This is a genomic window from Sphingomonas hylomeconis (assembly GCF_025370105.1).
Classification (GTDB): Bacteria; Pseudomonadota; Alphaproteobacteria; order Sphingomonadales; family Sphingomonadaceae; genus Sphingomonas; species Sphingomonas hylomeconis.
On record NZ_JANQBK010000001.1, the window covers coordinates 605,423 to 626,891 of the forward strand.

Here is a 21,469-nt window from a genome sequence, read left to right on the forward strand (position 1 = left end):
ATCATCTCGAAGCCGTGCTCGGCGAGCGCGATGCCGCCGACCCCACCGTGGGCGACGTGGAAATCCAGAACTACACGATCAACTTCGGCCCGCAGCATCCTGCCGCGCACGGCGTGTTGCGGCTGGTGATGGAGCTGGACGGCGAGATCGTCGAGCGCGTCGATCCGCATGTCGGGCTGCTGCATCGCGGCACCGAGAAGCTGATCGAATACAAGACCTATATGCAGGCGCTGCCCTATTTCGATCGGCTCGATTACTGCTCGCCGATGTGCATGGAGCATACCTATGTGTTGGCAGTCGAGAAATTGCTCGATCTCGAAGTGCCGCTGCGTGCGCAATATCTCCGCGTGTTCTTCGCCGAGCTGACGCGGATCATGAACCATATGCTGAACCTCGGGTCGCATGTGATGGACGTCGGCGCGATGACGCCGAACCTGTGGCTGTTCGAGCTGCGCGAAGACACGATGGGCTTCTACGAACGCGCCAGCGGTGCGCGCATGCATGCGGCCTATTTCCGGCCCGGCGGCGTGCACCAGGACGTGCCGTTGAAGCTGCTCGCCGATATCGGCGACTGGCTCGACACGCGCCTGCCGCGGCTGTTCGACGATGCGATCAGCCTTGTCGCCGACAACCGCATCTTCAAGCAGCGCAACGTGGATATCGGCGTGGTCAGCCGCGACGACGCGATCAAGTGGGGCTTTTCGGGGCCGATGATCCGCGGTTCGGGCCTTGCCTGGGATCTGCGCAAGTCGCAGCCTTATGACGCCTATGCCCGGGTCAATTTCGACGTGCCGGTCGGCACGCGGGGCGACTGCTATGACCGGTTCATGGTGCGCGTCGAGGAAGTGAAGCAGTCGGCGCGGATCATGAAGCAGTGCCTCAACGACATGCCCGACGGCCCGATCTCGAGCCTCGATCGCAAGGTCGTGCCGCCCAAGCGCGGCGAGATGAAGCGTTCGATGGAAGCGCTGATCCATCACTTCAAGCTGTACACCGAGGGCTTCCACGTGCCCGCGGGCGATGTCTATGTCGCGACCGAGAGCCCCAAGGGCGAGTTCGGCGTGTATCTCGTCGCCGACGGCTCGAACAAGCCGTACCGCTGCAAGATCCGCCCGACCGCGTTCAGCCATTTGCAGGCGATGGACTTCATGCTGAAGGGCCACATGCTGGCGGATGCGACGGCCGTGCTGGGCGCGATGGATATCGTGTTCGGGGAGTGCGACCGGTGACGGACGAGGTCGGCAACCTGATCCTGGAGCGCCTGCGGCGCATGGACCAGGTGCTGCAGGATATTCGTGGCGATGTTCAGGACCTGAAGATTCGCATGATGGCGGTTGAGGAAGGATTGGTGAGTGTCCAGACGAGCATCGTCGGCCTCAATTCCCGCATGGACCGGTTTGACGAGCGCCTCTCCCGGCTCGAGCGCCGCCTTGATCTTACGGATGCACGTTAATGGCTGAAGCACCTCAAATCCCCGACGAAGCCGAGACCCGCGCGCGCTGGGGCGCGTTCGCGTGGACCGACGACAACCAGAAGAAGGCGAACGAGATTCTCGGCCGCTATCCCAAGGGGCGCGAGCAATCCGCGTCGCTGCCGCTGCTCGACCTGGCGCAGCGCCAAGTTGGCGCCGAAACGCAGACGCAGGGCTGGTTGCCGGTGCCGGTGATCGAGTTCGTCGCGCGCATCATCGGCGTGCCGTACATGCGCGTGTACGAGGTCGCGACCTTCTACACGATGTTCAACATGGCGCCGGTCGGCCGCTATCACGTGCAGGTGTGCGGCACGACGCCGTGTCTGCTCGCCGGCTCCGACGACGTGATGGCGGCGTGCAAAAATCGTGGGCTGATCAAGGGCGCGACCACGCCCGACGGCCTGTTCACGCTGACCGAAGTCGAATGCCTCGGCACCTGCGCCAATGCGCCGATGGTGCAGATCAACGACGACAATTTCGAGGATCTCGATTACGATCGCACCACCGTGATCCTCGAGGCGCTGGCCGCAGGACAGGTGCCGACGCCGGGTTCGACGATCGGGCGCAAGTCGAGCGAGCCGGCCGGCGGGCCGGTGGCCTTGAAGGCGATGGTCGACGAGAACCATGACTATCGGGGGGAGTGGGCGTGACCAAGATTACGCTCATCACCATCCTGGCGATCATCGGCGCGATCGTCGTGCTCGGCTGGGTGCTGAAAATCAGTTTCAAGCTGCTTGGCCTGGCGATCGGCGCGGCGATCGTCATCGCCGTGCTGGCCGGTGGCCAGAAGCTCCTGGGAGGCGGCAAGTAGATGCTCGCTGATAAAGATCGTATCTTCACCAACGTCTATGGGTTCCAGCCGTGGAACCTGAAGGCGGCCATGGCGCGTGGCGATTGGGACAAGACCAAGGACCTGATGGTGCTGGGTCAGGACGGCATCATCGACAAGGTGAAGGCATCGGGCTTGCGCGGGCGCGGTGGCGCCGGCTTCCCGACCGGCATGAAGTGGAGCTTCATGCCCAAGGAGCCCAAGGCCGATCGGCCGAACTTCCTGGTCATCAACGCCGACGAATCCGAGCCGGGCAGTTGCAAGGATCGCGAGATCATCCGCCACGATCCGCACAAGCTGATCGAAGGCGCGCTGATCGCCGGGTTCGCGATGCGCGCGCGCGCGGCATACATTTACATCCGCGGCGAATACATCCGCGAGGCCGAGACGCTGTTCGCGGCCGTGGCCGAGGCATATGACGCCGGGCTGATCGGCAAGAACGCCTGTGGCTCGGGCTATGATTTCGACGTGTTCGTGCACCGCGGCGCCGGCGCGTACATTTGCGGCGAAGAGACCGCGATGCTCGAGAGCCTCGAGGGCAAGAAGGGGCAGCCGCGGCTGAAGCCGCCATTCCCGGCGGGAGCGGGCCTCTATGGCTGCCCGACGACGGTCAACAATGTCGAATCGATCGCGGTGGTGCCGACGATCCTGCGCCGCTCGCCGGAATGGTTCGCGAGCTTCGGGCGCGAGAAGAACGAAGGCACCAAGCTGTTCCAGATCAGCGGCCATGTGAACAAGCCGTGCGTGATCGAGGAGGCGATGAGCATCTCGTTCCGCGAGCTGATCGAAGTGCATTGCGGCGGCATCCGCGGCGGCTGGGACAATCTGCTTGCGGTGATCCCAGGTGGCTCCTCGGTGCCGCTGGTGCCGGCCAAGGAGATCATGGACGCGCCGATGGATTTCGACGGGCTCAAGGCATTGGGCTCGGGCCTCGGCACCGCGGCGGTGATCGTGATGGACAAGTCGACCGACATCGTCCGGGCGATCAGCCGGCTCAGCTACTTTTACAAGCATGAGAGCTGCGGCCAGTGCACGCCGTGCCGCGAAGGCACCGGCTGGATGTGGCGCGTGATGGAGCGGATGCGCACCGGCGATGCCGACATCTCCGAGATCGACACGCTGTATCAGGTCACCAAGCAGGTCGAAGGGCATACGATCTGTGCGCTCGGCGATGCCGCGGCCTGGCCGATCCAGGGGCTGATCAAGCATTTCCGCCCCGAGATGGAGCGGCGGATTACGGAAAAGAATGGCGGCGGGCTCTCGCCGATGATGGAAGCGGCGGAATAATGCCCAAGCTCAAAGTAGACGGCGTCGAGGTCGAAGTGCCTGCCGGTGCCACCGTGCTGCAGGCGTGCGAGATCGCCGGCAAGGAAATCCCGCGTTTCTGCTATCACGAGCGGCTCAGCATCGCCGGCAATTGCCGGATGTGCCTGGTCGAGGTGAAGCCCGGACCGCCCAAGCCGCAGGCGTCGTGCGCGCTGCCGGCGGCGGACAATCAGGAAGTGTTCACCAATTCGCCGATGGTGAAGAATGCGCGCGAAGGCGTGATGGAATTCCTGCTGATCAACCATCCGCTGGATTGCCCGATCTGCGACCAGGGCGGCGAATGCGATCTGCAGGACCAGTCGGTCGCCTACGGCCGTGGCCAGTCGCGCTATGACGAGAACAAGCGCGCGGTCACCGAGAAATATATGGGCCCGATCGTCAAGACGGTGATGACGCGGTGCATCCAGTGCACGCGCTGCATCCGTTTTGCGGAGGAAGTCGCCGGCGTCGAGGAGATCGGCGCGATCGGGCGCGGCGAGGACATGCAGATCACGTCCTATCTCGAAGGCGCGGTGACCAGCGAATTGTCCGGCAACGTCGTCGATCTGTGCCCGGTCGGCGCGCTGACGAGCAAGCCGTACGCGTTCGAAGCGCGCCCGTGGGAGCTCAAGAAGACGCTGACGATCGACGTGATGGACGCGGTCGGCACCAACATCCGGCTCGACAGCCGCGGTCGCCAGGTGCTGCGCGCGCTCCCCGTGATCAACGAGGACGTCAACGAGGAATGGGCCAGCGACAAGACGCGGCATGCGGTTGACGGCCTGGTGCGCGGGCGGCTCGACACGCCCTATGTGCGGGTGGGCGGCAAGCTGCAGAAGGCGAGCTGGGACGATGCATTCCGCGCGATCGCTGCGGTCGATGCCGGTGACAGCGTCGCTGCGGTGCATGGCGACCTGGTCGATTGCGAGACGCTGTTTGCAGCCAAGACGCTGCTCGCCGCAATGGGCTCGACGCTGATCGAAGGGCGGCAGACCGGGATGGCGTATGACGCCACCTCGATGGCGGCGGTCAATTTCAACACCACGATCGCCGGCACCGAAGACGCCGATGTGATCCTGCTGGTCGGCACCAATCTGCGCTGGGAAGCGCCTTTGGTGAACACGCGGGTGCGCAAGGCGATCAAGAAGGGGGCCAAGGTCTTCGCGATCGGGCCGGAGACGGACCTGACCTACCGCGTCGACTGGCTCGGCGACGATCTGGCGCTGCTCGGCGATCTGCCGCAGGCGGTGCGCGAGGCGTTCGACGGCGCCGCCACGCCGATGGTGATCGTCGGCGGCGCGGCGCTCAAGGGCGGCCACGGCGCGGCGCTGGCGCTGGCCGGCTCGCTGAACCTGGTGCGCGACGGCTGGAACGGCTTCAACGTGGTGCACATGGCGGCATCGCGCATGGGCGGGCTGATGCTCGGCTGGGCGCAGCCGGGCGGGATCGCCGATCTTGCCGCGGCCAAGCCGAAACTCGCTTTCTTCCTCGGCGCGGACGAGCTGGATTACGGCGCGTTCGCTGACAGCTTCAAAGTCTATGTCGGGCATCACGGCGATGCCGGTGCGCGGCATGCCGACGTGATCCTGCCGGGCGCCAGCTATGCCGAGAAATCCGGCACCTGGGTCAATCTCGAAGGGCGTGTCCAGCGCGGGGAGCGCGCGGTGTTCCCGCCGGGCGATGCGCGTGAGGACTGGACGATCTTCCGTGCGCTGTCGGCCGTGCTAGGCAAGACGCTGCCGTTCGACACGATCGACGAACTGCGCGCCGGCATGGGCGCGGCGGTGCCGGAGCTCGGCAGCCTCGGGCTGAAAACGTTCGCCTGGAACCCGCCGACGCTCGACGCGACGGCGAAGGGCACGATCGCCGGCTATCCGATCAAGGACTTCTACCTGACCAACGCGATCTGCCGGGCGAGCCCGACCATGCAGCGCTGTTCGGCTGAACTGGTCCATGGCCAGGAATTCGCGGAGGCCGCGGAATGACCGCCTTCTTCACTTCATACGGCATGGACTACGGCTGGGCCTGGTTCCTCTCGACGATCATCGGCATCCTGGTGATCGCGCTGCCGCTGATGCTCGCCGTCGCCATGATCATCTATGCCGATCGCAAGATCTGGGCAGCGATGGCGCTGCGCCGCGGCCCCAACGTGGTCGGGCCGTTCGGCCTGCTGCAGAGCTTCGCCGACGGGCTGAAGGTGTTCCTGCAGGAAACCATCGTGCCGACCGCGGCGAACAAGGGGCTGTTCCTGCTCGCGCCGATCATCACCTTCACGGTCGCGCTGATCGTCTGGGCGGTGGTGCCGTTCGGTGTCGGCGTGGTGCTGGCCGACATCAATGTCGGGCTATTGTACGTGCTCGCCGCCTCGTCGCTCGGCGTGTACGGCATCATCCTGGCGGGCTGGTCGTCCAACTCGAAATATCCGTTCTTCTCGGCGATCCGCGCAGCGGCGCAGATGGTCAGCTACGAAGTCGCGATCGGCTTCATCCTGATCTCGGTCGTGCTGTGGAGCGGCAGCTTCAACCTGTCGGACATCGTCAACGCGCAGCGCGCGATCTATCCGTGGCTGCCGGTCAACGGCTTCATCTTCAATCCGCTGCTGTTCCCGATGGCGATCATGTTCTTCATCTCGTCGCTGGCCGAGACGCAGCGCGCGCCGTTCGATCTGACCGAGGCGGAGAGCGAGCTCGTCGCCGGCTACCAGACCGAATATTCGTCGATGTCGTTCGCTTTGTTCTGGCTCGGCGAGTACGCCAACGTCATCCTGATGTGCGCGCTGAACGCGATCCTGTTCTGGGGCGGGTATCTTCCGCCGTTCGACTGGGCGCCGCTGTATCTCGTGCCGGGGATCATCTGGCTGTTCGCCAAGATGCTGTTCTTCTTCTTCCTGTTCAGCTGGGTGAAGGCGACCGTGCCGCGCTATCGTTACGATCAGCTGATGCGGCTGGGCTGGAAGGTGTTCCTGCCGGTGTCTTTGTTCTGGGTGTTCCTGGTTTCGGGCTTCCTGATGCTGACCCGCGTCGGCACCGAATGCGATGCGTCCGAGCGTGTCTACCTGAAGCAATACGGCACCGCGACCGCGCTGTATCAGGCGCAGCGTCCTGTTTACCCGACCGACGGCGTGTGCCGTGACAAGGTCCTTTCGGAGAAGCGCCCGTGAGCGTCGCTCAGTATATCAAGGCGTTCACGCTGTGGGAGTTCGTCAAGGCGCATGCGCTGACCTTGCGGTACTTCTTCAAGGCGAAGGCAACGATCAACTATCCCTTCGAGAAGAATCCGATCTCGCCCCGCTTCCGCGGCGAGCATGTGTTGCGGCGCTATCCCAATGGTGAAGAGCGCTGCATCGCGTGCAAATTGTGCGAGGCGGTGTGCCCGGCGCAGGCGATCACGATCGAGGCCGAGCCGCGCGACGACGGCAGCCGCCGCACGACGCGCTACGATATCGACATGACCAAGTGCATCTTCTGTGGCCTGTGTCAGGAAGCCTGCCCGGTGGATGCCGTGGTCGAGGGACCGAACTTCGAATATGCGACGGAAACGCGCGAAGAACTGATCTACGACAAGGCCAAGCTGCTCGCCAATGGCGATCGCTGGGAAAGCGCAATCGCGGCAAACCTTGCCGCCGATGCACCGTACCGTTAAGCGCGCGACAACTTCTAGGGGCACCCTGATTCCGTGATCCAAGCCATAGCCTTTTACCTGTTCGCGATCATGGTGATCGTATCGGGTGCGTTGACGATCACGTCGCGCAACCCGGTGCATGCCGTGCTGTGGCTGATCCTGGCCTTCTTCAACGCCGCGGGGCTGATGGTGCTGGTCGGCGCCGAGTTCATCGCGATGCTGCTCGTGATCGTCTATGTCGGCGCGGTGGCGGTGTTGTTTCTGTTTGTCGTGATGATGCTCAACGTCGACTTCGCCGAGCTGCGCGCGGGCTTTGCGCGCTATGCCGCGATCGGCCTGGCGCTGGCGATCGCGCTGGCAGCGGAAGTGATGATCGCGTTCGGCGCGTGGAGCGCTGGCGGGATCCAACTTGCGCGCCGCGCGGCGCCGATCGATCCGGGCGTGTCCAACATCGCGGCGATCGGGCAGCTGCTCTACACGCGCTATCTGTTCGTATTCGAAGGCGCCGGGCTGGTGCTGCTCGTCGCCATGATCGGCGCGATCGTGCTGACGCACCGCGAACGCGGCGGTGTGCGCGGGCAGAATGTCGCGCGGCAGATCGCACGGCGGCCGCAGGACGCGACGCGCAACACGCAGCCCGTGGTCGGGCAGGGGATCGACTTGTGATTGGGCTGACGCATTATCTGGTCGTCGCGGCGATCCTGTTCGCGCTGGGCGTGGTGGGCATCATCGCCAACCGCAAGAACCTGATCGTCATGCTGATGGCGATCGAGCTGATCCTGCTGGCCGTGAACCTGAACTTCGTGGCCTTTTCGAGCTATCTGAACGACCTGGTCGGGCAGGTGTTCGCGATGTTCGTGCTGACCGTCGCGGCAGGCGAGGCCGCCATCGGGCTGGCCATTCTGGTGATCTATTTCCGCGGACGCGGCACGATCTCGGTCGACGACGTCAACCGGATGAAGGGGTGATTTGGTGATCCTCCTTATCGTATTCCTGCCTCTGCTCGCGGCCATCGTTGCCGGCTTCGGCAATCGCGCGATCGGCAACGGCCCGGCGAAGATTGTCACCACGGCGGCATTGTTCGCCTCGGCGGCGCTGAGCTGGATCGTGTTTGTTTACTTCTTGACCCCCATGGGGCCGGGGGACTCGCGACCGACTGAGATGGTGGTGCAGGTGCTGCACTTCATTCACTCCGGTTCGCTGGACGTGTCCTGGGCGCTCAGGGTGGATTCGCTGACCGCGGTGATGCTGGTCGTGATCACGTCCGTCTCGGCGCTCGTCCACCTGTATAGCTGGGGCTATATGGCGGAGGACGAAAGCCAGCCGCGCTTCTTCGCCTATCTCTCGCTGTTCACCTTCGCGATGCTGATGCTGGTGACCGCCAACAACCTCGTCCAGATGTTCTTCGGCTGGGAAGGGGTGGGGCTCGCCTCGTACCTGCTGATCGGCTTCTGGTTCCGCAAGCCATCGGCCAATGCCGCCGCGATCAAGGCGTTCGTCGTCAACCGCGTCGGCGATCTCGGCTTCATGCTCGGCATCTTCGGCACGTTCCTGGTGTTCGGCACGGTCTCGATCCCTGAGATCCTCGCCGCCGCGCCGGGCATGGCGGGTTCGACGATCGGTTTCCTCGGCTACCGGCTTGATACGATGACCGTGCTCTGCCTGCTGCTGTTCGTCGGCGCGATGGGCAAGTCGGCGCAGCTTGGCCTGCACACTTGGCTGCCCGACGCGATGGAAGGCCCGACCCCGGTGTCGGCGCTGATCCACGCTGCGACGATGGTCACCGCCGGCGTGTTCATGGTCTGCCGCCTGTCGCCGATGTTCGAGACGTCCCCGGTGGCGCTCGGCGTGGTGACGACGATCGGCGCGGCGACGTGCCTGTTCGCCGCCACGGTCGGCCTGGTGCAGACCGACATCAAGCGCGTGATCGCCTATTCGACCTGCTCGCAGCTCGGCTACATGTTCTTCGCCGCCGGCATCGGCGCGTACGGCGCGGCGATGTTCCACCTGTTCACGCACGCCTTCTTCAAGGCATTGCTGTTCCTCGGCGCCGGATCGGTGATCCACGCGATGCATCACGAGCAGGACATGCGCTTCTATGGCGGCCTGCGCAAAAGCATCCCCGTCACTTTCTGGGCGATGATGATGGGCACGCTGGCGATTACCGGCGTGGGGCTTCCCGCGGTGTTCGGCAACGAACTGGCGATCGGCTTTGCTGGCTTCCATTCGAAGGACGGGATTATCGAGGCGGCCTGGGCTGCCGGCCAGCCGGGCGTGTGGTTCGTCGGCGTGCTCGTTGCGCTGCTGACCAGCTTCTATTCCTGGCGGCTGATGTTCCTGACCTTCTACGGCGCCCCGCGCTGGGCGCAGTCGGAGCATATCCAGCACGCCATTCATGACGCGCACGGCCATGGCCATGACGATCATCATGACGCGGCGCACGATGCGCATCACGACGCGCATCCGGCAGCGGAAGATGCCGGCCACGCGCCGAGCGTTCACGCGACCGACGCGCATGCGCTGCCGGAAGGGACGGGCGGCTATCACCCGCACGAAAGCCCGCTGCCGATGCTGATCCCGCTGATCGTGCTGTCGATCGGCGCGATCGCCGCCGGCTTCGCGTTCCACGGCTTCTTCATCGAGCCGGAGGCGGGTGAGCGTTACTGGAAGGGGGCGATCGCCTTCCGTGAGCATCTGATGCACGAAATGCATGGCGTACCGACGTTCATCAAGCTGTCGGCGACGATCGCGATGCTGCTCGGCCTGTGGACCGCCTGGATGGCCTATATCCGCAATCCAGGCTTCCCCAAGACGGTGGCGACGCAGTTCAGCGTGATCTACGATTTCCTGCTGCACAAATGGTATTTCGACGAGCTGTATAATCTGCTGTTCGTTCGCCCCGCCTTCGCGATTGGCCGGTTCTTCTGGCATCGCGGCGACGAGAAGACGATCGACCGGTTCGGGCCCAACGGCTCGGCCTGGCTGGTGCAGCAGGGCACGCGCCTCACCGCGCGGGTCCAGACAGGATACCTTTATAGCTATGCGTTCGTCATGCTGATCGGCCTGACCGCCGCGATTACCTGGGCGATTTCGAAGTGAGCGGCTTTCCGATCCTGTCCGTCATGCTGGCAATCCCGGCGATTGCCGCTGTCGGCTGCCTGTTCCTGAGCGCGAGCGGCGCGCGATGGCTGGCGCTGGCCGCGACGCTGATCGATCTGCTGCTCGGCATCGGTATGTGGGCACAGTTCGACGTCGGCGGTGCGCAGTGGCAGTTCGTCGAGGATGCCGGCTCGCTCGGTGTGTTCGGCTGGAAGCTCGGCATCGACGGCATCGCGCTGATGCTGATCATGCTCAGCGTGTTCCTGATGCCGATCTGCATCGGCGCCAGCCAATCGATCACCAAGCGCGTACCGGAATATATGGCGGCGTTCCTCGTCACCGAGACGCTGATGATCGGTACGTTTGCCGCGCAGGACCTGTTCCTGTTCTACATGTTCTTCGAAGCCGGCCTGATCCCGATGTACCTGATCATCGGCATCTGGGGCGGCGTGAACCGCATCTATGCCTCGTATAAGTTCTTTCTCTACACGCTGCTCGGCTCGGTGCTGATGCTCGTGGCGATGCTGTGGATGGTGCACGAAGCCGGCACCAGCGACATCCCGACGCTGATGAACACCGATTTCCCGGTTCAGGCGCAGACCTGGCTGTGGCTCGCCTTCTTCGCCTCGTTCGCGGTGAAGATGCCGATGTGGCCGGTGCACACCTGGCTGCCCGACGCGCACGTCCAGGCGCCGACCGCCGGTTCGGTGATCCTGGCCGGCGTGCTGCTCAAGCTCGGCGGCTACGGCTTCCTGCGTTTCTCGCTGCCGATGTTCCCGGAAGCGAGCGGCGAGCTGACCTGGCTGATCCTCGGCCTGTCGGCAGTGGCGGTGATCTACACCTCGCTGGTCGCCCTGGTGCAGTCGGACATGAAGAAGCTGATTGCCTATTCCTCGGTCGCGCATATGGCGATCGTGACGATCGGCCTGTTCGCGTTCAACCAGCAGGGCATCGAAGGCGCGATGATGATGATGCTGAGCCACGGCCTGGTATCGGGTGCGTTGTTCCTGTGCGTCGGCGTGATCTATGATCGCCTGCACACGCGCGAGATCGACCGTTACGGCGGCCTGGCGATCAACATGCCGCGTTATGCGCTGTTCTTCCTGCTGTTCACCATGGCCTCGATCGGCCTGCCGGGGACCAGCGGCTTCGTCGCCGAATTCCTTGCGCTAATGGGCGTGTATCAGGTCTCGACCTGGGCGGCGTTGCTGTGCACGACGAGCATCATCCTGGGCGCGGCATACATGCTGTATCTGTATCGGCGCGTCGTGTTCGGCGAGTTGATCAAAGACGATGTCCGCGCGATGCCCGATATCTCTCTGCGCGAATTCGCGTTGCTGGCGCCGATCGCGGCGGTGGTGATGTGGATGGGCGTGTATCCGGAAAGCTTCATGGCGCCGATGCGCGGTGACGTGGCGACCCTGGTCGCGCGTGTCGCCCGCGCCGCGCCGGCAAGCGATTCCCAACCGACTATAGGCAAGGCACCGGCCGCTTCGGCCGCGCATGCCGGGGGCCACGAATGAGCACTTCCGCCAATCTGTTGATGACGCTGCCGGAGATCGTTCTGGCGGTCGGCGCGCTGGCCCTGATGCTGGTCTCCGCCTGGGGCGGTCAGGCCGTCACGCGCGCCGTTTCCTGGGTGAGCGTCGCCGTGCTGATCGGCGCGGGGATCGCGCTGATCGGCCCGGCGTCGAGCGGTGGCGAGGCGTTCGGCGGCCTGTACCGCGCGGATGCGTTCGCCGCCTTCTGCAAGGTGCTGATCTATGGCGCCAGCGCCGTCGCGATCATTCTGGCGCCGCGGTTCTTCACGCGCACCGCCGGCGACGATCTGCGCCCGGAATATCCGGTGCTGATCCTGCTTTCGGCGGCCGGCATGGGCATGATGGCCTCGGCCAGCGATCTGCTGACGCTGTATGTCGGGCTCGAGCTGCAGAGCCTGGCCGCCTATGTGCTGGCGAGCTTCATGCGGCAGGACACGCGCTCGGCCGAAGCGGGGCTCAAATATTTCGTGCTCGGCGCGCTGGCCAGCGGCATCCTGCTGTACGGCATCTCGCTGGTCTATGGCTTCAGCGGCTCGACCGTATTCGATCAGATCGCCACCGCGTATAGCGCGACCGGCCAGTCGCTCGGCCTGACCTTCGGGCTGGTGTTCATCTTCGCCGGGATCGCCTTCAAGATCGCTGCCGTGCCGTTCCACATGTGGACGCCGGACGTGTATGAAGGCGCGCCGACGCCGGTGACGGCGTTCTTCGCCAGCGCGCCCAAGGTGGCGGCGATGGCGATGGCGGTGCGGGTCGCGATCGAGGCGATGGGCCCTGCCACCGACCAGTGGCGGCAGATCGTGATCTTCGCCGCGCTGGCATCGATCATCCTCGGCGCGGTCGCGGCGATCGGGCAGAGCAATATCAAGCGGCTGCTGGCCTATTCGTCGATCAACAATGTCGGCTTCGTGCTCGTCGGCCTGGCCGCCGGCACCGAGGCCGGGATTGCCGCGGTGCTGTTCTACCTCACCGTCTATGTCGTGATGACGCTGGGCAGCTTCCTTGTCGTGCTGCAGATGCGCGATGCGGCGGGCCAGCCGGTCGAGACGATCGCCAGCCTGTCCGGCCTGTCGCAGACGCGACCGGCGCTGGCGCTGGCGCTGGCCATCTTCATGTTCTCGCTGGCCGGCATTCCGCCACTGCTCGGCTTCAACGCCAAGCTGGCGGTGTTCAACGCCGCGGTCGGCGCGGGCCTCTATCCGCTCGCGGTGGCGGGCTTCGTCGCCTCGGTGATCGGCGCCTATTATTACCTGCGCATCGTCAAGGTGATGTATTTCGACGATCCGGCGCCCGAGTTCCACAAGGACGGCAGCGTCGCCGAGGGCGGGCTGATTGCCGCCGCGGCGGTGTTCGTCTCGCCGATCGGCTGGGTGCTGCTCGCGCCGCTCGGCGTGCTGACGCTGAGCGCGGCGCACTCGCTGTTCTGAATACGGTGAGCCGGCCCGTCATCCGTACGGTCGCGGAGACGGGGTCGACCAACGCCGACATGCTGGGCCTGGCGCAGAGCGGCGCCGCCGAAGGGCTCTGGCTGCGCGCCGAGCGTCAGGTGAGCGGACGCGGGCGGCAGGGCAGGGTGTGGGTCGCCCCGGCCGGCAATCTGTCGGCGTCGACGCTGGTCCGCCTGCGGGCGACGGATCCGCAGGCCGCGACGCTGGCGCTGGTCGCGGCGGTGGCGCTGGAGGAAGCGGTGGGTTTTTACCTACGGTACCACCCCGGCGAACGCCGGGGTGGTGCTCATGGGGATGTGGCGCTCAAATGGCCCAACGATCTGCTGGTCGACGGTGCCAAGGTGTCGGGCATCCTGCTCGAGCGCGCCGGCGATGCGGTGGTGATCGGCATCGGCGTCAATCTCGCCGCCCACCCCGACGATCTCGAACGCCCGACGACCAGCCTTGCCGCGCATGGCGTGACGCCCGATCCCGCGGAGTTTCTCGAGACGCTGGCCGACGCGTTCGCGCGCTGGGTGGCGCGCTGGCGCAGCGCGGGGCTGGCGCCGGTGCGGGCGCGCTGGCTCGAGCGGGCGCATCCGATCGGCGCCGCGCTGACCGCGCGGCTGCCCGATGGCAGCGCGATCGACGGGCTGTTCCACGGGCTCGACGCCGACGGTGCGCTCATCCTGCGCTTGGCGGACGGCGACAGCCGTGTCATTCACGCCGCCGACGTGTTCCTGATCTGAAGGGTCGCCATGCTGCTCGCCATCGATGCCGGCAATACCAATGTCGTGTTCGCGCTTGTCGAGCGCGGCGCGATCAAGGCGCGCTGGCGGATCGCCACCGATCCCAGGCGGACGGCGGACGAATATGCGGTGTGGCTGAGCCAGCTGCTGAGCCTGGAAGGCTATGACCGCGCGGTGGTCAGCGGGGTGATCATCGCCACCGTCGTGCCGCGCGCGCTGCACAATCTGCAGGTGCTGGCGCGCAAATATTTCGGCGGCGAGCCGCTGATCGCGGGCGAGCCGCCGGTCGCATGGGGCATGGCGCTCGATGTCGACGAACCCAAATCGGTCGGCGCGGATCGCGCGGTGACGATGATCGCGGCGCATGCGCTGCACCCCGGCGACCTGATCGTGATCGATTTCGGCACCGCGACGACGTTCGACCTGGTCGACTATTCGGGCGCCTATAAGGGCGGGATCATTGCGCCGGGCATCAACCTGTCGCTCGACGCGCTGGTCACCGCCGCCGCCAAGCTGCCGCGGATCGCGATCGAAGCACCGGCCAGCACCAGCGTGATCGGGCGCGACACGGTCAGCCAGATGCATATCGGCATCTATTGGGGCTATGTCGCGATGATCGAGGGGCTGGTCGCGCGGATGAAGGCGGAGGTCGGGCGGCCGGTCAAGGTGATCGCCACGGGCGGTCTCGCCACCCTGTTCGAGAAGCAGACGCGGGTGTTCGACGTGATCGAGGCCGACCTGACCATTCAGGGGCTGGCGATGTTGTACGATCGCGCCCATATAGCGGGCTGAGCGTCGAGTGCGCGCCTTCATGGCGGCGCCCCTTTCCTCAACCAGATCATTCGCGCCTGACGGCGCACTCCTATGTCGCCCGCCCGAGGGCGAGCGGCTGTTTCAAGAAAGACCTACGTGACCAATTTAAAGAACGAACTTCTCTATGTAGCCCTGGGCGGCTCCGGCGAGATCGGCATGAACGTCAACCTCTATGGCTGTAACGGCAAATGGGTGATGGTTGATTGCGGCGTGACCTTCGCCGATCCGCAATATCCCGGCATCGATCTGATCCTGCCCGATCTCGCTTTCATCGAGGAACGCCTGGGCGATCTCGTCGGCATCGTGCTGACGCACGGCCATGAGGATCATATCGGCGCGCTGCCGTATCTCGCCGAGGATCTCGGCGTGCCGCTGTTCGCCACGCCGTTCACCGCCGGCCTGATCCGCGGCAAGCTGGAGGAAGAAGGCAACGCCTCGCGCGTCAAGCTGAAGACGATCCAGGTCGGCGAAGGCTTCGACCTCGGGCCGTTCCACTTCACCTTCGTGCCGATGTCGCACTCGATCCCGGAATCGAGCGCGCTGCTGATCGACACGCCGTACGGCAATATCTTCCACACCGGCGATTGGAAGCTGGATGCCACGCCCGTGATCGGCAGCCCGGCGACCGGCGAGCAGCTGTCGGCGATCGGCGATGCCGGTATCCTGGCGCTGGTCTGCGATTCGACCAACGTGTTCAACATGGAGGCCTCGGGCTCGGAGCGCGACGTGCGTGCCGGGCTGATGGAGCAGGTCGCCAAGGCGCCGGGTCGCGTGATGGTCACGTCGTTCGCATCCAATGCCTCGCGCCTGCACACGCTGGGCGAAGTGGCACGCGAGACCGGGCGGCAATTGTGCGTCGCCGGCCGCTCGCTCGATCGCATCATCAAGGTCGCGCGGGCGACGGGCTATCTCAAGGATTTCCCCGAGCTGATCTCGCCCGAGGCGGCGATGCGGCTGCCGCGCAACAAGGTGCTGGTGATCGCGACCGGCGGGCAGGGCGAGGAGCGCGCCGCGCTCGGCCGCGTCGCCGCAGGGTCGCACCCGATCTCGCTCGATGCCGGCGATACCGTGATCTTCTCCTCGAAGCAGATCCCGGGCAACGAAGTCGCCATCGGCCTCATTCAGAACAAGCTGGCGGCCAAGGGCGTGATGATGGTCAATGATCGTCAGGCGCTGGTCCATGTGTCGGGCCATCCGGGCCGTCCGGAACTGGCGCAGATGTATCGCTGGATGCGCCCCGAGGTGCTGATCCCGGTGCACGGCGAAATGCGTCACCTGATGGAGCAGGCGCGCTTCGCGCTGTCCGAGGGCGTCGAACGCGCGCTGGTGCAGACCAATGGCGATATCGTGCGCCTCGCCCCGGGCGAGCCGACCAAGATCGGCCATGCGCATCACGGCCGCCTCGTGCTCGACGGCGACGTGATCCTGCCGGGCGACGGCGGGACGATCAACGAGCGCCGCAAGCTTGCGGTCAACGGCCAGATTTCGGTCGCGGTGGCGATCGACAAGGGCGGTCGCATGCTCGGCCAGCCGCAGGTCCGCCTGCAGGGCATTCCGGTTGAGGAGGATCGCGATCCGTTCGTCGCCGAAGTCGCCGATGCGCTGGTCCAGGCGACCCGCCAGGGCGGGCGTGACCGCGCCAAGCTGCGGGAAGCCCTGCGGCTTGCAGTGCGCAAGGTGGCGACGCGCTGGACCGGCAAGAAGCCGATCGTCGACGTGCTGCTGATCGAGGCGTAAGACCTCAGCCATGCGGTGGACCTCGGCCCTGGCGATCTACGTCCTGTTCTGGGCGTTCTCGGTGTTCTTCGTGCTGCCCTTCGGGGTACGCACGTCGGACGAGGCCGGCGTCGCGCGCGTGCCGGGGCAGGCGGAAAGCGCGCCGCACACGTTCGCGCTGGGCAAGGTCGCGCTGAGGGTGACGATCGTCGCGACCGTGTTGTTTACGCTGTTCCTGCTCAATTACGTGAACGGCTGGGTGGTGGCGAAGGACCTCGATCTGTTCGGCGCGCTGGCCGGGCTGGAATAGGCGGCGCCAGCGTCGGCCGCTTGGATTGTGCATGCGGCTTGATGGATCCTGACTTTCGTCAGGATGACGGCAGGAAAAAAACACTGCCGTCATCCTGAACTTGATTCAGGATCCATCGCGCCGCAGTCTCCCCGGTGGGGGGCATGCGATGGCCAAGCAGCCATGCGTCTATATCCTGGCAAGTCAGTATAACGGGACGCTGTACATCGGCGTCACCGCGCATCTGCTTGCGCGGCTGTACCAGCATCGAACCAACAGCATGCCCGGTTTCTCCGCGCGTTACGGCGTGGGCAGGCTCGTATGGTACGAATTCCATGCCGACATGCCCTCCGCCATCGCGCGCGAAAAGCAGCTGAAGGCGTGGCGGCGCGACTGGAAGATTGCGCTGATCGAGGGGGATAATCCACGCTGGGTGGATCTAGCGGTGGGCTTGGGACTCGAGCCGCTCGGCCCAACCCCGCGGCACGATGGATCCTGACGTTCGTCAGGATGACGGAAGGATAAGATAGCTGCCGTCATCCTGAACTTGATTCAGGATCCATCGCGCCACAAACCCCCGGTACGGCGAATGCGATGCCCCGCCAGTCGTCGCTTCTGAACCGCCGACGGGATGGCGGTAGTGGGAGTGTCAGGTACGCAGGCGCTCGATTGCCTGTGCCAGGGCGACGTACAGCTTGCCCATGTCCGACGACAGCAAGGTGACGCCGAGCGGCGAGCCGTCGCGTTGCGCCAGGATCGCGCGCAGCATCGCTTCGAAATCGTGGATGTAGCGGTTGACCTGATCGCGGAAGGCGTCGTCCTCGTCGTACAGGCGGACGATCTCGCGCACGTCGCTGGTGTCGAGCAGGCGGACCGCGCGGCGCGTGAAGACGCCGCGGTCGCCCTTGAGATAGGCGGCCCAGGCGCTGTCGGTGACATCGGCGGAGAAGGCCTTGGTGATGTCGATCGAGGCGGAGTTGAGCGATTCGATCAGTAGCGACACGCGGCGCGCGAAATTGTCCTTGTCGGCCGTTTCGCGCTCGGTGCGCGCGTCCTCGATCCGGCTGTCGACGACCGTCGTCGCCTCGCCGATCGCGTGGATCTGCTGCGTCAGGCGATCCGAAGCGCGCCCGGCAATGTCCGCGGCATCCTCGGCGGCGCGGCCGATCGCGGCGATCTGATCGCGCAGCGCGTTGCCCGAGGCGCGCTGGATCGCGGCGGCGCTGGCATGTTCGAGCGCTGCGGCGGCTTCCGGAATGACCGTGGCCAGCGTTTCGCGGGCGCGATCGGCGGCGGCGCTGGCGGTGTCGCGCACGCGCATCAGCGCCTCGACCAGCCGCGGCGCGGCTTCCTCGGCGAAGCGGTTGGTGCGGCCGATCGTCTCGTCGACCATGTTGCCCAGTTCGTCCGCCTTGGCGCGGCCGTCGGTCAGCGTCTGCAGCAGCGCCCCGGACAATTTATCGAGCGTCGTGCGCTGGCCGGAGATGACGTGGGCGATCGCCTCGATCGCGTCGTGCGTGCTTTCCGCGGCAGTCACCAGCGCGAGCAGCTCCGGCTTGGCCTGGCCGATCACGCGGCGGCTGCCGGCAATGCGGTCGTCGAGCCGCGCCAGTGCATCGGGCAGCGTCTCGTCGATCTCGCGCGCGGCGGCGTCCAGCGCGGTGAGCAGATGTTCGGTGGTGGTGATCGCGCCGCGCGCCATGACGTCGCCGGTCCTGAGCGCCTCGGTCATCGCATCGGCCGAGCCGCCCAAGGCGCTGATCGAGGCGGCGAGATGCTGCGTGCGATCCACGCCCTGCGCGTGCAGCGTATCGAGCCGGCCGGACACGCGGGTGATGCCGCTGTCGAGCTCGTCGATGATCGCGTCGCTGGCGGTGCGCTGGTCGCCGAGGCGATCGGCGATCCGGTCGATCACCGTCTCGATCGCCGCGATCCGCCCCGATAGCGCCTCGGCGCTGTCCGTCGCGGTGCGATCGAGCGCGGCCTGGTTGGTGCCGAGCATCGCCAGCATCGCCTCGCCCTGCGCGGCGATGCCCTTGCGCGCTTCCTCGACCGCATCGGCGGTGCGGCCGAGCAGGCCGTCGACCGCGTCGGACATCTGCGCAGTGACCAGTTCGAGCCGCGCACCGGCGGTCTCGCCGGTTGCTTCCATCCGCACCATATGCGCGGCGAGGCGCTGCGCGGCGCCGCCGGCCAGCGCATCCGCCTCGCGGCCACGCTCGGCCAGCGCGACGAGTTGCGCATCGAGCGCGCCGGCATGTGCGGCGGCGCTGAGCCCCGTGCGGTCAAGCGCTTCGCCGATCGTGGTCGTTTCGAGGTGCGCGCGCGGCAGCATTGACAGCAGCACGTCGAGCTTGGCATGCGTGCCGGCGGCGGCATCGGCCAGTTGGCGCACATGCGCGTCGGCCGCCGCGACCTGATCCGCCAGCCCGCCACCGATCGTGGCGAGCCGCGTGGCGGCGGTGTCGCCGAGGGCCAGCAGTTGCGTGGTCTGATCGGCCAGCCGGGCGCGGTTGGCGTCGATCGCGCGGGACAGCTGACCGACGGTGCGCTCGAGGCTGGCGGCCTCGGCGCGCATCGCCGCTGCCGTGCGGCCGAAGCGGCGCGCTTCCGCCGTGCTGGTGCGCAGGCGCAGCAGCAACAGCACGCCGATCAAAGCGGGGGGCACGCACAAGGCGGCGATGAAGCCGGTCAGCTCGATCGGCGAGACCGAGCGCAGCGCGCTCCAGGACAAAGCGAGCATCGCGGCGATCCAGCCGAGCGCGACGACCAGCCCGAGCGCGGGCACGATCCAGTCATGCCCTGCTGGCACGTCTTCGTCATAGGGGTCGCTCAGCAGTTCGGGCGTGTCGATGGCGACGATATCCTCCAGCAACAGGTCCTCTTCGGGCCAGGCGGCCGCGGTCGATCGTCGCGTGAAGATGGTCGAACCCCCGTTCATGCATCCGTTTACCACGATTCCCCCGCCAAGAAAGCGAATAGCGAAACCTTGCCTTAAGGGATTGTCCGTAAGCCGGCAGACATGGCCTATGATCCCGGAGCAATCGATGCGACCTTGGCGGCAGCGGTCGGCGACGAGCCGGCGCTGATCGCCGAGTTGCGCGAGGCGTTCCTCAATAGCGTAAGGCGTGGCCTGGACGGGCTGGAAAGCGCGCGCGACGTGGCCGGCTGGCAGACCGCGGCCTTCCGGCTGAAGGGGCTGGCGGCAAGCTTCGGCGCGGTGCGCCTAATGGCGATCGCCACGGAAGCGGCGGGCGGGGCGGTGCAGGACGCCGTCGTGCTGCGCAAGCTGCGGCGTGCGGTGGAACGGCTTTAACCGCCGGGCCGGCATTTCTGCACGCCGGACGGGGCGCGCCGGAGGTGACGAAGCGGGCTACCCCCTTTGCCAACGACGTTCCGACCGCCTAACAGCCGCAAGATGCTGGCTGGACTGATTTTTGCAACCGACGATGCCGACGACCGCCCGGGGACGCTGGCCGCGACCCTGCCGTTTGGCGGGCTGACGCTGATCGAATTCCAGGCCCGACTGCTGGTCGGGGCGGGGGTGAGCCAGTTGCTCGTCGTGGTCGCGCGGCTGACGCCCGAACTGCTCGGTGCGATCGCGCGGATCGGGCGCCGCGGTGCCTCGGTCGATGTCGTGCGCACCGCGGTCGAGGCGGCGGACAAATTGCATCCGCTGGCGCGCGTGCTGGTGATGGCCGATGGGCTGGTGACCACCGGCGACGTGCTGTCGCTGCTCACCGAGGAGGGCGGCGATGCGCTGCTCACCGTGTCCGATCACGACGCGGCACCGGGATTCGAGCGGGTCGGGGCGGAAACCGCCTGGGCGGGGCTTGCCCGGCTCGATGCCAAGCGCGTCGCCGAAGTCGCGATGCTGCCGCGCGATTACGATTTCCAGTCGACGCTGCTGCGCGTCGCGGCGCAGGGCAAGGCCGCGCATATCCGGCTGCCGGCGGCGCTTTCCGGCGGGGCGCACGGCATCGAGCGCGATTCGCGGGCACTGGCGACGCGCGGCACGCTGATGCTCGCGGTGCTGGTCTCCAAGCCGGTGGTGTGGGCCGACCGCTACATCCTGGCGCCGCTGGCCCGACTCGCGCTGCCGCCGCTGATGGCGCGCACCGTGCCGAGCGTGGCGATGGCTGCCGCGGGCGTGTTGCTGGGCCTCGGCGCGCTGGCGGGGATCCTGTTCGAGACCGCGTCGATCGGCGTGGCGCTGTCGATCGTCGCCGCCTTGCTGTTCACGATCGGCGCGGCGCTGGCGTGGCTGCGCGACGAGGAGCCGCTCGCCGCGTTCCAGAATCTCGCGATTCCGGGGCTGGCTGCACTGGCTGCGTTGCTGCTTGGGCACGTCACGTCGATGCGCGACGGCACGGCGACGGGCTGGACGCTCGGCATTGCGCTGGTCGTCGCGGCGGCGCTGAGCGAGCGCGCGGCGCGGCCGGGGGGCAAGCGGCGCTGGTGGGGCAGCCCGGTCGCCTATCTGCTGATCATATTGCCGTTCACCATCGCCGGCATGCCGCTCGTCGCGCTGGCGGCGGCGGCCAGCTATGCCGCGATCACGCTGGCGGCGGCGATTGAGGGTTTTCGCGAAAAGCCTTAGGGCGGCTTT

Annotated in this window: 21 protein-coding genes; 20 read left to right on the forward strand and 1 reads right to left on the reverse strand. The window is 66.2% G+C overall.

The annotated features are described in order from the left end of the window. Nucleotides 1-14: 14 nt before the first annotated feature. The 18 genes from NV401_RS02995 (at nt 15) to NV401_RS03080 (ending at nt 17,359) form a co-directional block, all read left to right on the forward strand. The gene (locus tag NV401_RS02995; protein WP_380817277.1) at nt 15-1,229 is read left to right on the forward strand and encodes an NADH-quinone oxidoreductase subunit D; all 1,215 of its coding nucleotides are present in this window, start codon (nt 15-17) and stop codon (nt 1,227-1,229) included. Continuing rightward, entirely contained in the window at nt 1,226-1,453 is a 228-nt protein-coding gene (locus NV401_RS03000; RefSeq protein WP_261292884.1) for a hypothetical protein, read from the forward strand. The genes NV401_RS02995 and NV401_RS03000 overlap by 4 nt, the downstream gene beginning before the upstream one ends. After that, the gene (locus NV401_RS03005) at nt 1,453-2,121 is read left to right on the forward strand and encodes a complex I 24 kDa subunit family protein (protein ID WP_261292885.1); all 669 of its coding nucleotides are present in this window, start codon (nt 1,453-1,455) and stop codon (nt 2,119-2,121) included. Before NV401_RS03000 ends, NV401_RS03005 begins: the two co-directional genes overlap by 1 nt. Next, nucleotides 2,118-2,282: a hypothetical protein gene (locus NV401_RS03010; protein ID WP_261292886.1), complete on the forward strand. Its 165-nt coding sequence runs from the start codon at nt 2,118-2,120 to the stop codon at nt 2,280-2,282. Before NV401_RS03005 ends, NV401_RS03010 begins: the two co-directional genes overlap by 4 nt. Continuing rightward, nucleotides 2,283-3,587, forward strand: coding sequence for an NADH-quinone oxidoreductase subunit NuoF (gene nuoF, locus NV401_RS03015; protein WP_261292887.1), 1,305 nt, complete (start codon nt 2,283-2,285; stop codon nt 3,585-3,587). Continuing rightward, on the forward strand, nt 3,587-5,590 hold the full coding sequence (gene nuoG / locus NV401_RS03020; RefSeq protein WP_261292888.1) for an NADH-quinone oxidoreductase subunit NuoG: 2,004 nt from the start codon (nt 3,587-3,589) through the stop codon (nt 5,588-5,590). Before nuoF ends, nuoG begins: the two co-directional genes overlap by 1 nt. Continuing rightward, the gene (gene nuoH / locus NV401_RS03025) at nt 5,587-6,765 is read left to right on the forward strand and encodes an NADH-quinone oxidoreductase subunit NuoH (RefSeq protein ID WP_261292889.1); all 1,179 of its coding nucleotides are present in this window, start codon (nt 5,587-5,589) and stop codon (nt 6,763-6,765) included. The genes nuoG and nuoH overlap by 4 nt, the downstream gene beginning before the upstream one ends. Further along, nucleotides 6,762-7,247, forward strand: a complete 486-nt coding sequence (nuoI, locus tag NV401_RS03030; protein ID WP_261292890.1) for an NADH-quinone oxidoreductase subunit NuoI — start codon at nt 6,762-6,764, stop codon at nt 7,245-7,247. The genes nuoH and nuoI overlap by 4 nt, the downstream gene beginning before the upstream one ends. Nucleotides 7,248-7,280: 33 nt before the next feature. After that, nucleotides 7,281-7,892, forward strand: coding sequence for an NADH-quinone oxidoreductase subunit J (locus tag NV401_RS03035; RefSeq protein WP_261292891.1), 612 nt, complete (start codon nt 7,281-7,283; stop codon nt 7,890-7,892). Next, entirely contained in the window at nt 7,889-8,194 is a 306-nt protein-coding gene (nuoK, locus tag NV401_RS03040) for an NADH-quinone oxidoreductase subunit NuoK (protein WP_261292892.1), read from the forward strand. The genes NV401_RS03035 and nuoK overlap by 4 nt, the downstream gene beginning before the upstream one ends. Nucleotides 8,195-8,198: 4 nt before the next feature. Beyond that, on the forward strand, nt 8,199-10,325 hold the full coding sequence (gene nuoL / locus NV401_RS03045) for an NADH-quinone oxidoreductase subunit L (protein WP_261292893.1): 2,127 nt from the start codon (nt 8,199-8,201) through the stop codon (nt 10,323-10,325). Continuing rightward, nucleotides 10,322-11,848: an NADH-quinone oxidoreductase subunit M gene (locus NV401_RS03050; protein WP_261292894.1), complete on the forward strand. Its 1,527-nt coding sequence runs from the start codon at nt 10,322-10,324 to the stop codon at nt 11,846-11,848. The genes nuoL and NV401_RS03050 overlap by 4 nt, the downstream gene beginning before the upstream one ends. Then, complete coding sequence (gene nuoN / locus NV401_RS03055; protein WP_261292895.1) at nt 11,845-13,293, forward strand: NADH-quinone oxidoreductase subunit NuoN; 1,449 nt, start codon at nt 11,845-11,847, stop codon at nt 13,291-13,293. The genes NV401_RS03050 and nuoN overlap by 4 nt, the downstream gene beginning before the upstream one ends. A gap of 5 nt (nt 13,294-13,298) precedes the next feature. Further along, nucleotides 13,299-14,042 carry a biotin--[acetyl-CoA-carboxylase] ligase gene (locus tag NV401_RS03060; protein WP_261292896.1) on the forward strand — a complete coding sequence of 248 codons (744 nt, stop codon included), beginning with the start codon at nt 13,299-13,301 and terminating at the stop codon, nt 14,040-14,042. 9 nt (nt 14,043-14,051) lie between these two features. Then, the gene (locus tag NV401_RS03065) at nt 14,052-14,834 is read left to right on the forward strand and encodes a type III pantothenate kinase (protein ID WP_261292897.1); all 783 of its coding nucleotides are present in this window, start codon (nt 14,052-14,054) and stop codon (nt 14,832-14,834) included. 72 nt (nt 14,835-14,906) lie between these two features. Then, complete coding sequence (locus NV401_RS03070) at nt 14,907-16,592, forward strand: ribonuclease J (RefSeq protein WP_261292898.1); 1,686 nt, start codon at nt 14,907-14,909, stop codon at nt 16,590-16,592. A 10-nt stretch (nt 16,593-16,602) separates the two neighbouring features. Then, nucleotides 16,603-16,881: a DUF1467 family protein gene (locus NV401_RS03075; protein ID WP_261292899.1), complete on the forward strand. Its 279-nt coding sequence runs from the start codon at nt 16,603-16,605 to the stop codon at nt 16,879-16,881. Between the two features lie 148 nt (nt 16,882-17,029). After that, nucleotides 17,030-17,359, forward strand: coding sequence for a GIY-YIG nuclease family protein (locus tag NV401_RS03080; RefSeq protein WP_261292900.1), 330 nt, complete (start codon nt 17,030-17,032; stop codon nt 17,357-17,359). A gap of 150 nt (nt 17,360-17,509) precedes the next feature. On the opposite strand, the gene NV401_RS03085 is transcribed toward NV401_RS03080, so the two are convergent. Beyond that, the gene (locus NV401_RS03085) at nt 17,510-19,801 is read right to left on the reverse strand and encodes a coiled-coil domain-containing protein (RefSeq protein WP_261292901.1); all 2,292 of its coding nucleotides are present in this window, start codon (nt 19,799-19,801) and stop codon (nt 17,510-17,512) included. Between the two features lie 81 nt (nt 19,802-19,882). Between NV401_RS03085 and NV401_RS03090 the strand changes: the two genes are divergently transcribed. Further along, nucleotides 19,883-20,176: an Hpt domain-containing protein gene (locus tag NV401_RS03090; protein WP_261292902.1), complete on the forward strand. Its 294-nt coding sequence runs from the start codon at nt 19,883-19,885 to the stop codon at nt 20,174-20,176. A gap of 102 nt (nt 20,177-20,278) precedes the next feature. Continuing rightward, entirely contained in the window at nt 20,279-21,460 is a 1,182-nt protein-coding gene (locus tag NV401_RS03095; RefSeq protein ID WP_261292903.1) for a hypothetical protein, read from the forward strand. Nucleotides 21,461-21,469: the final 9 nt, after the last annotated feature.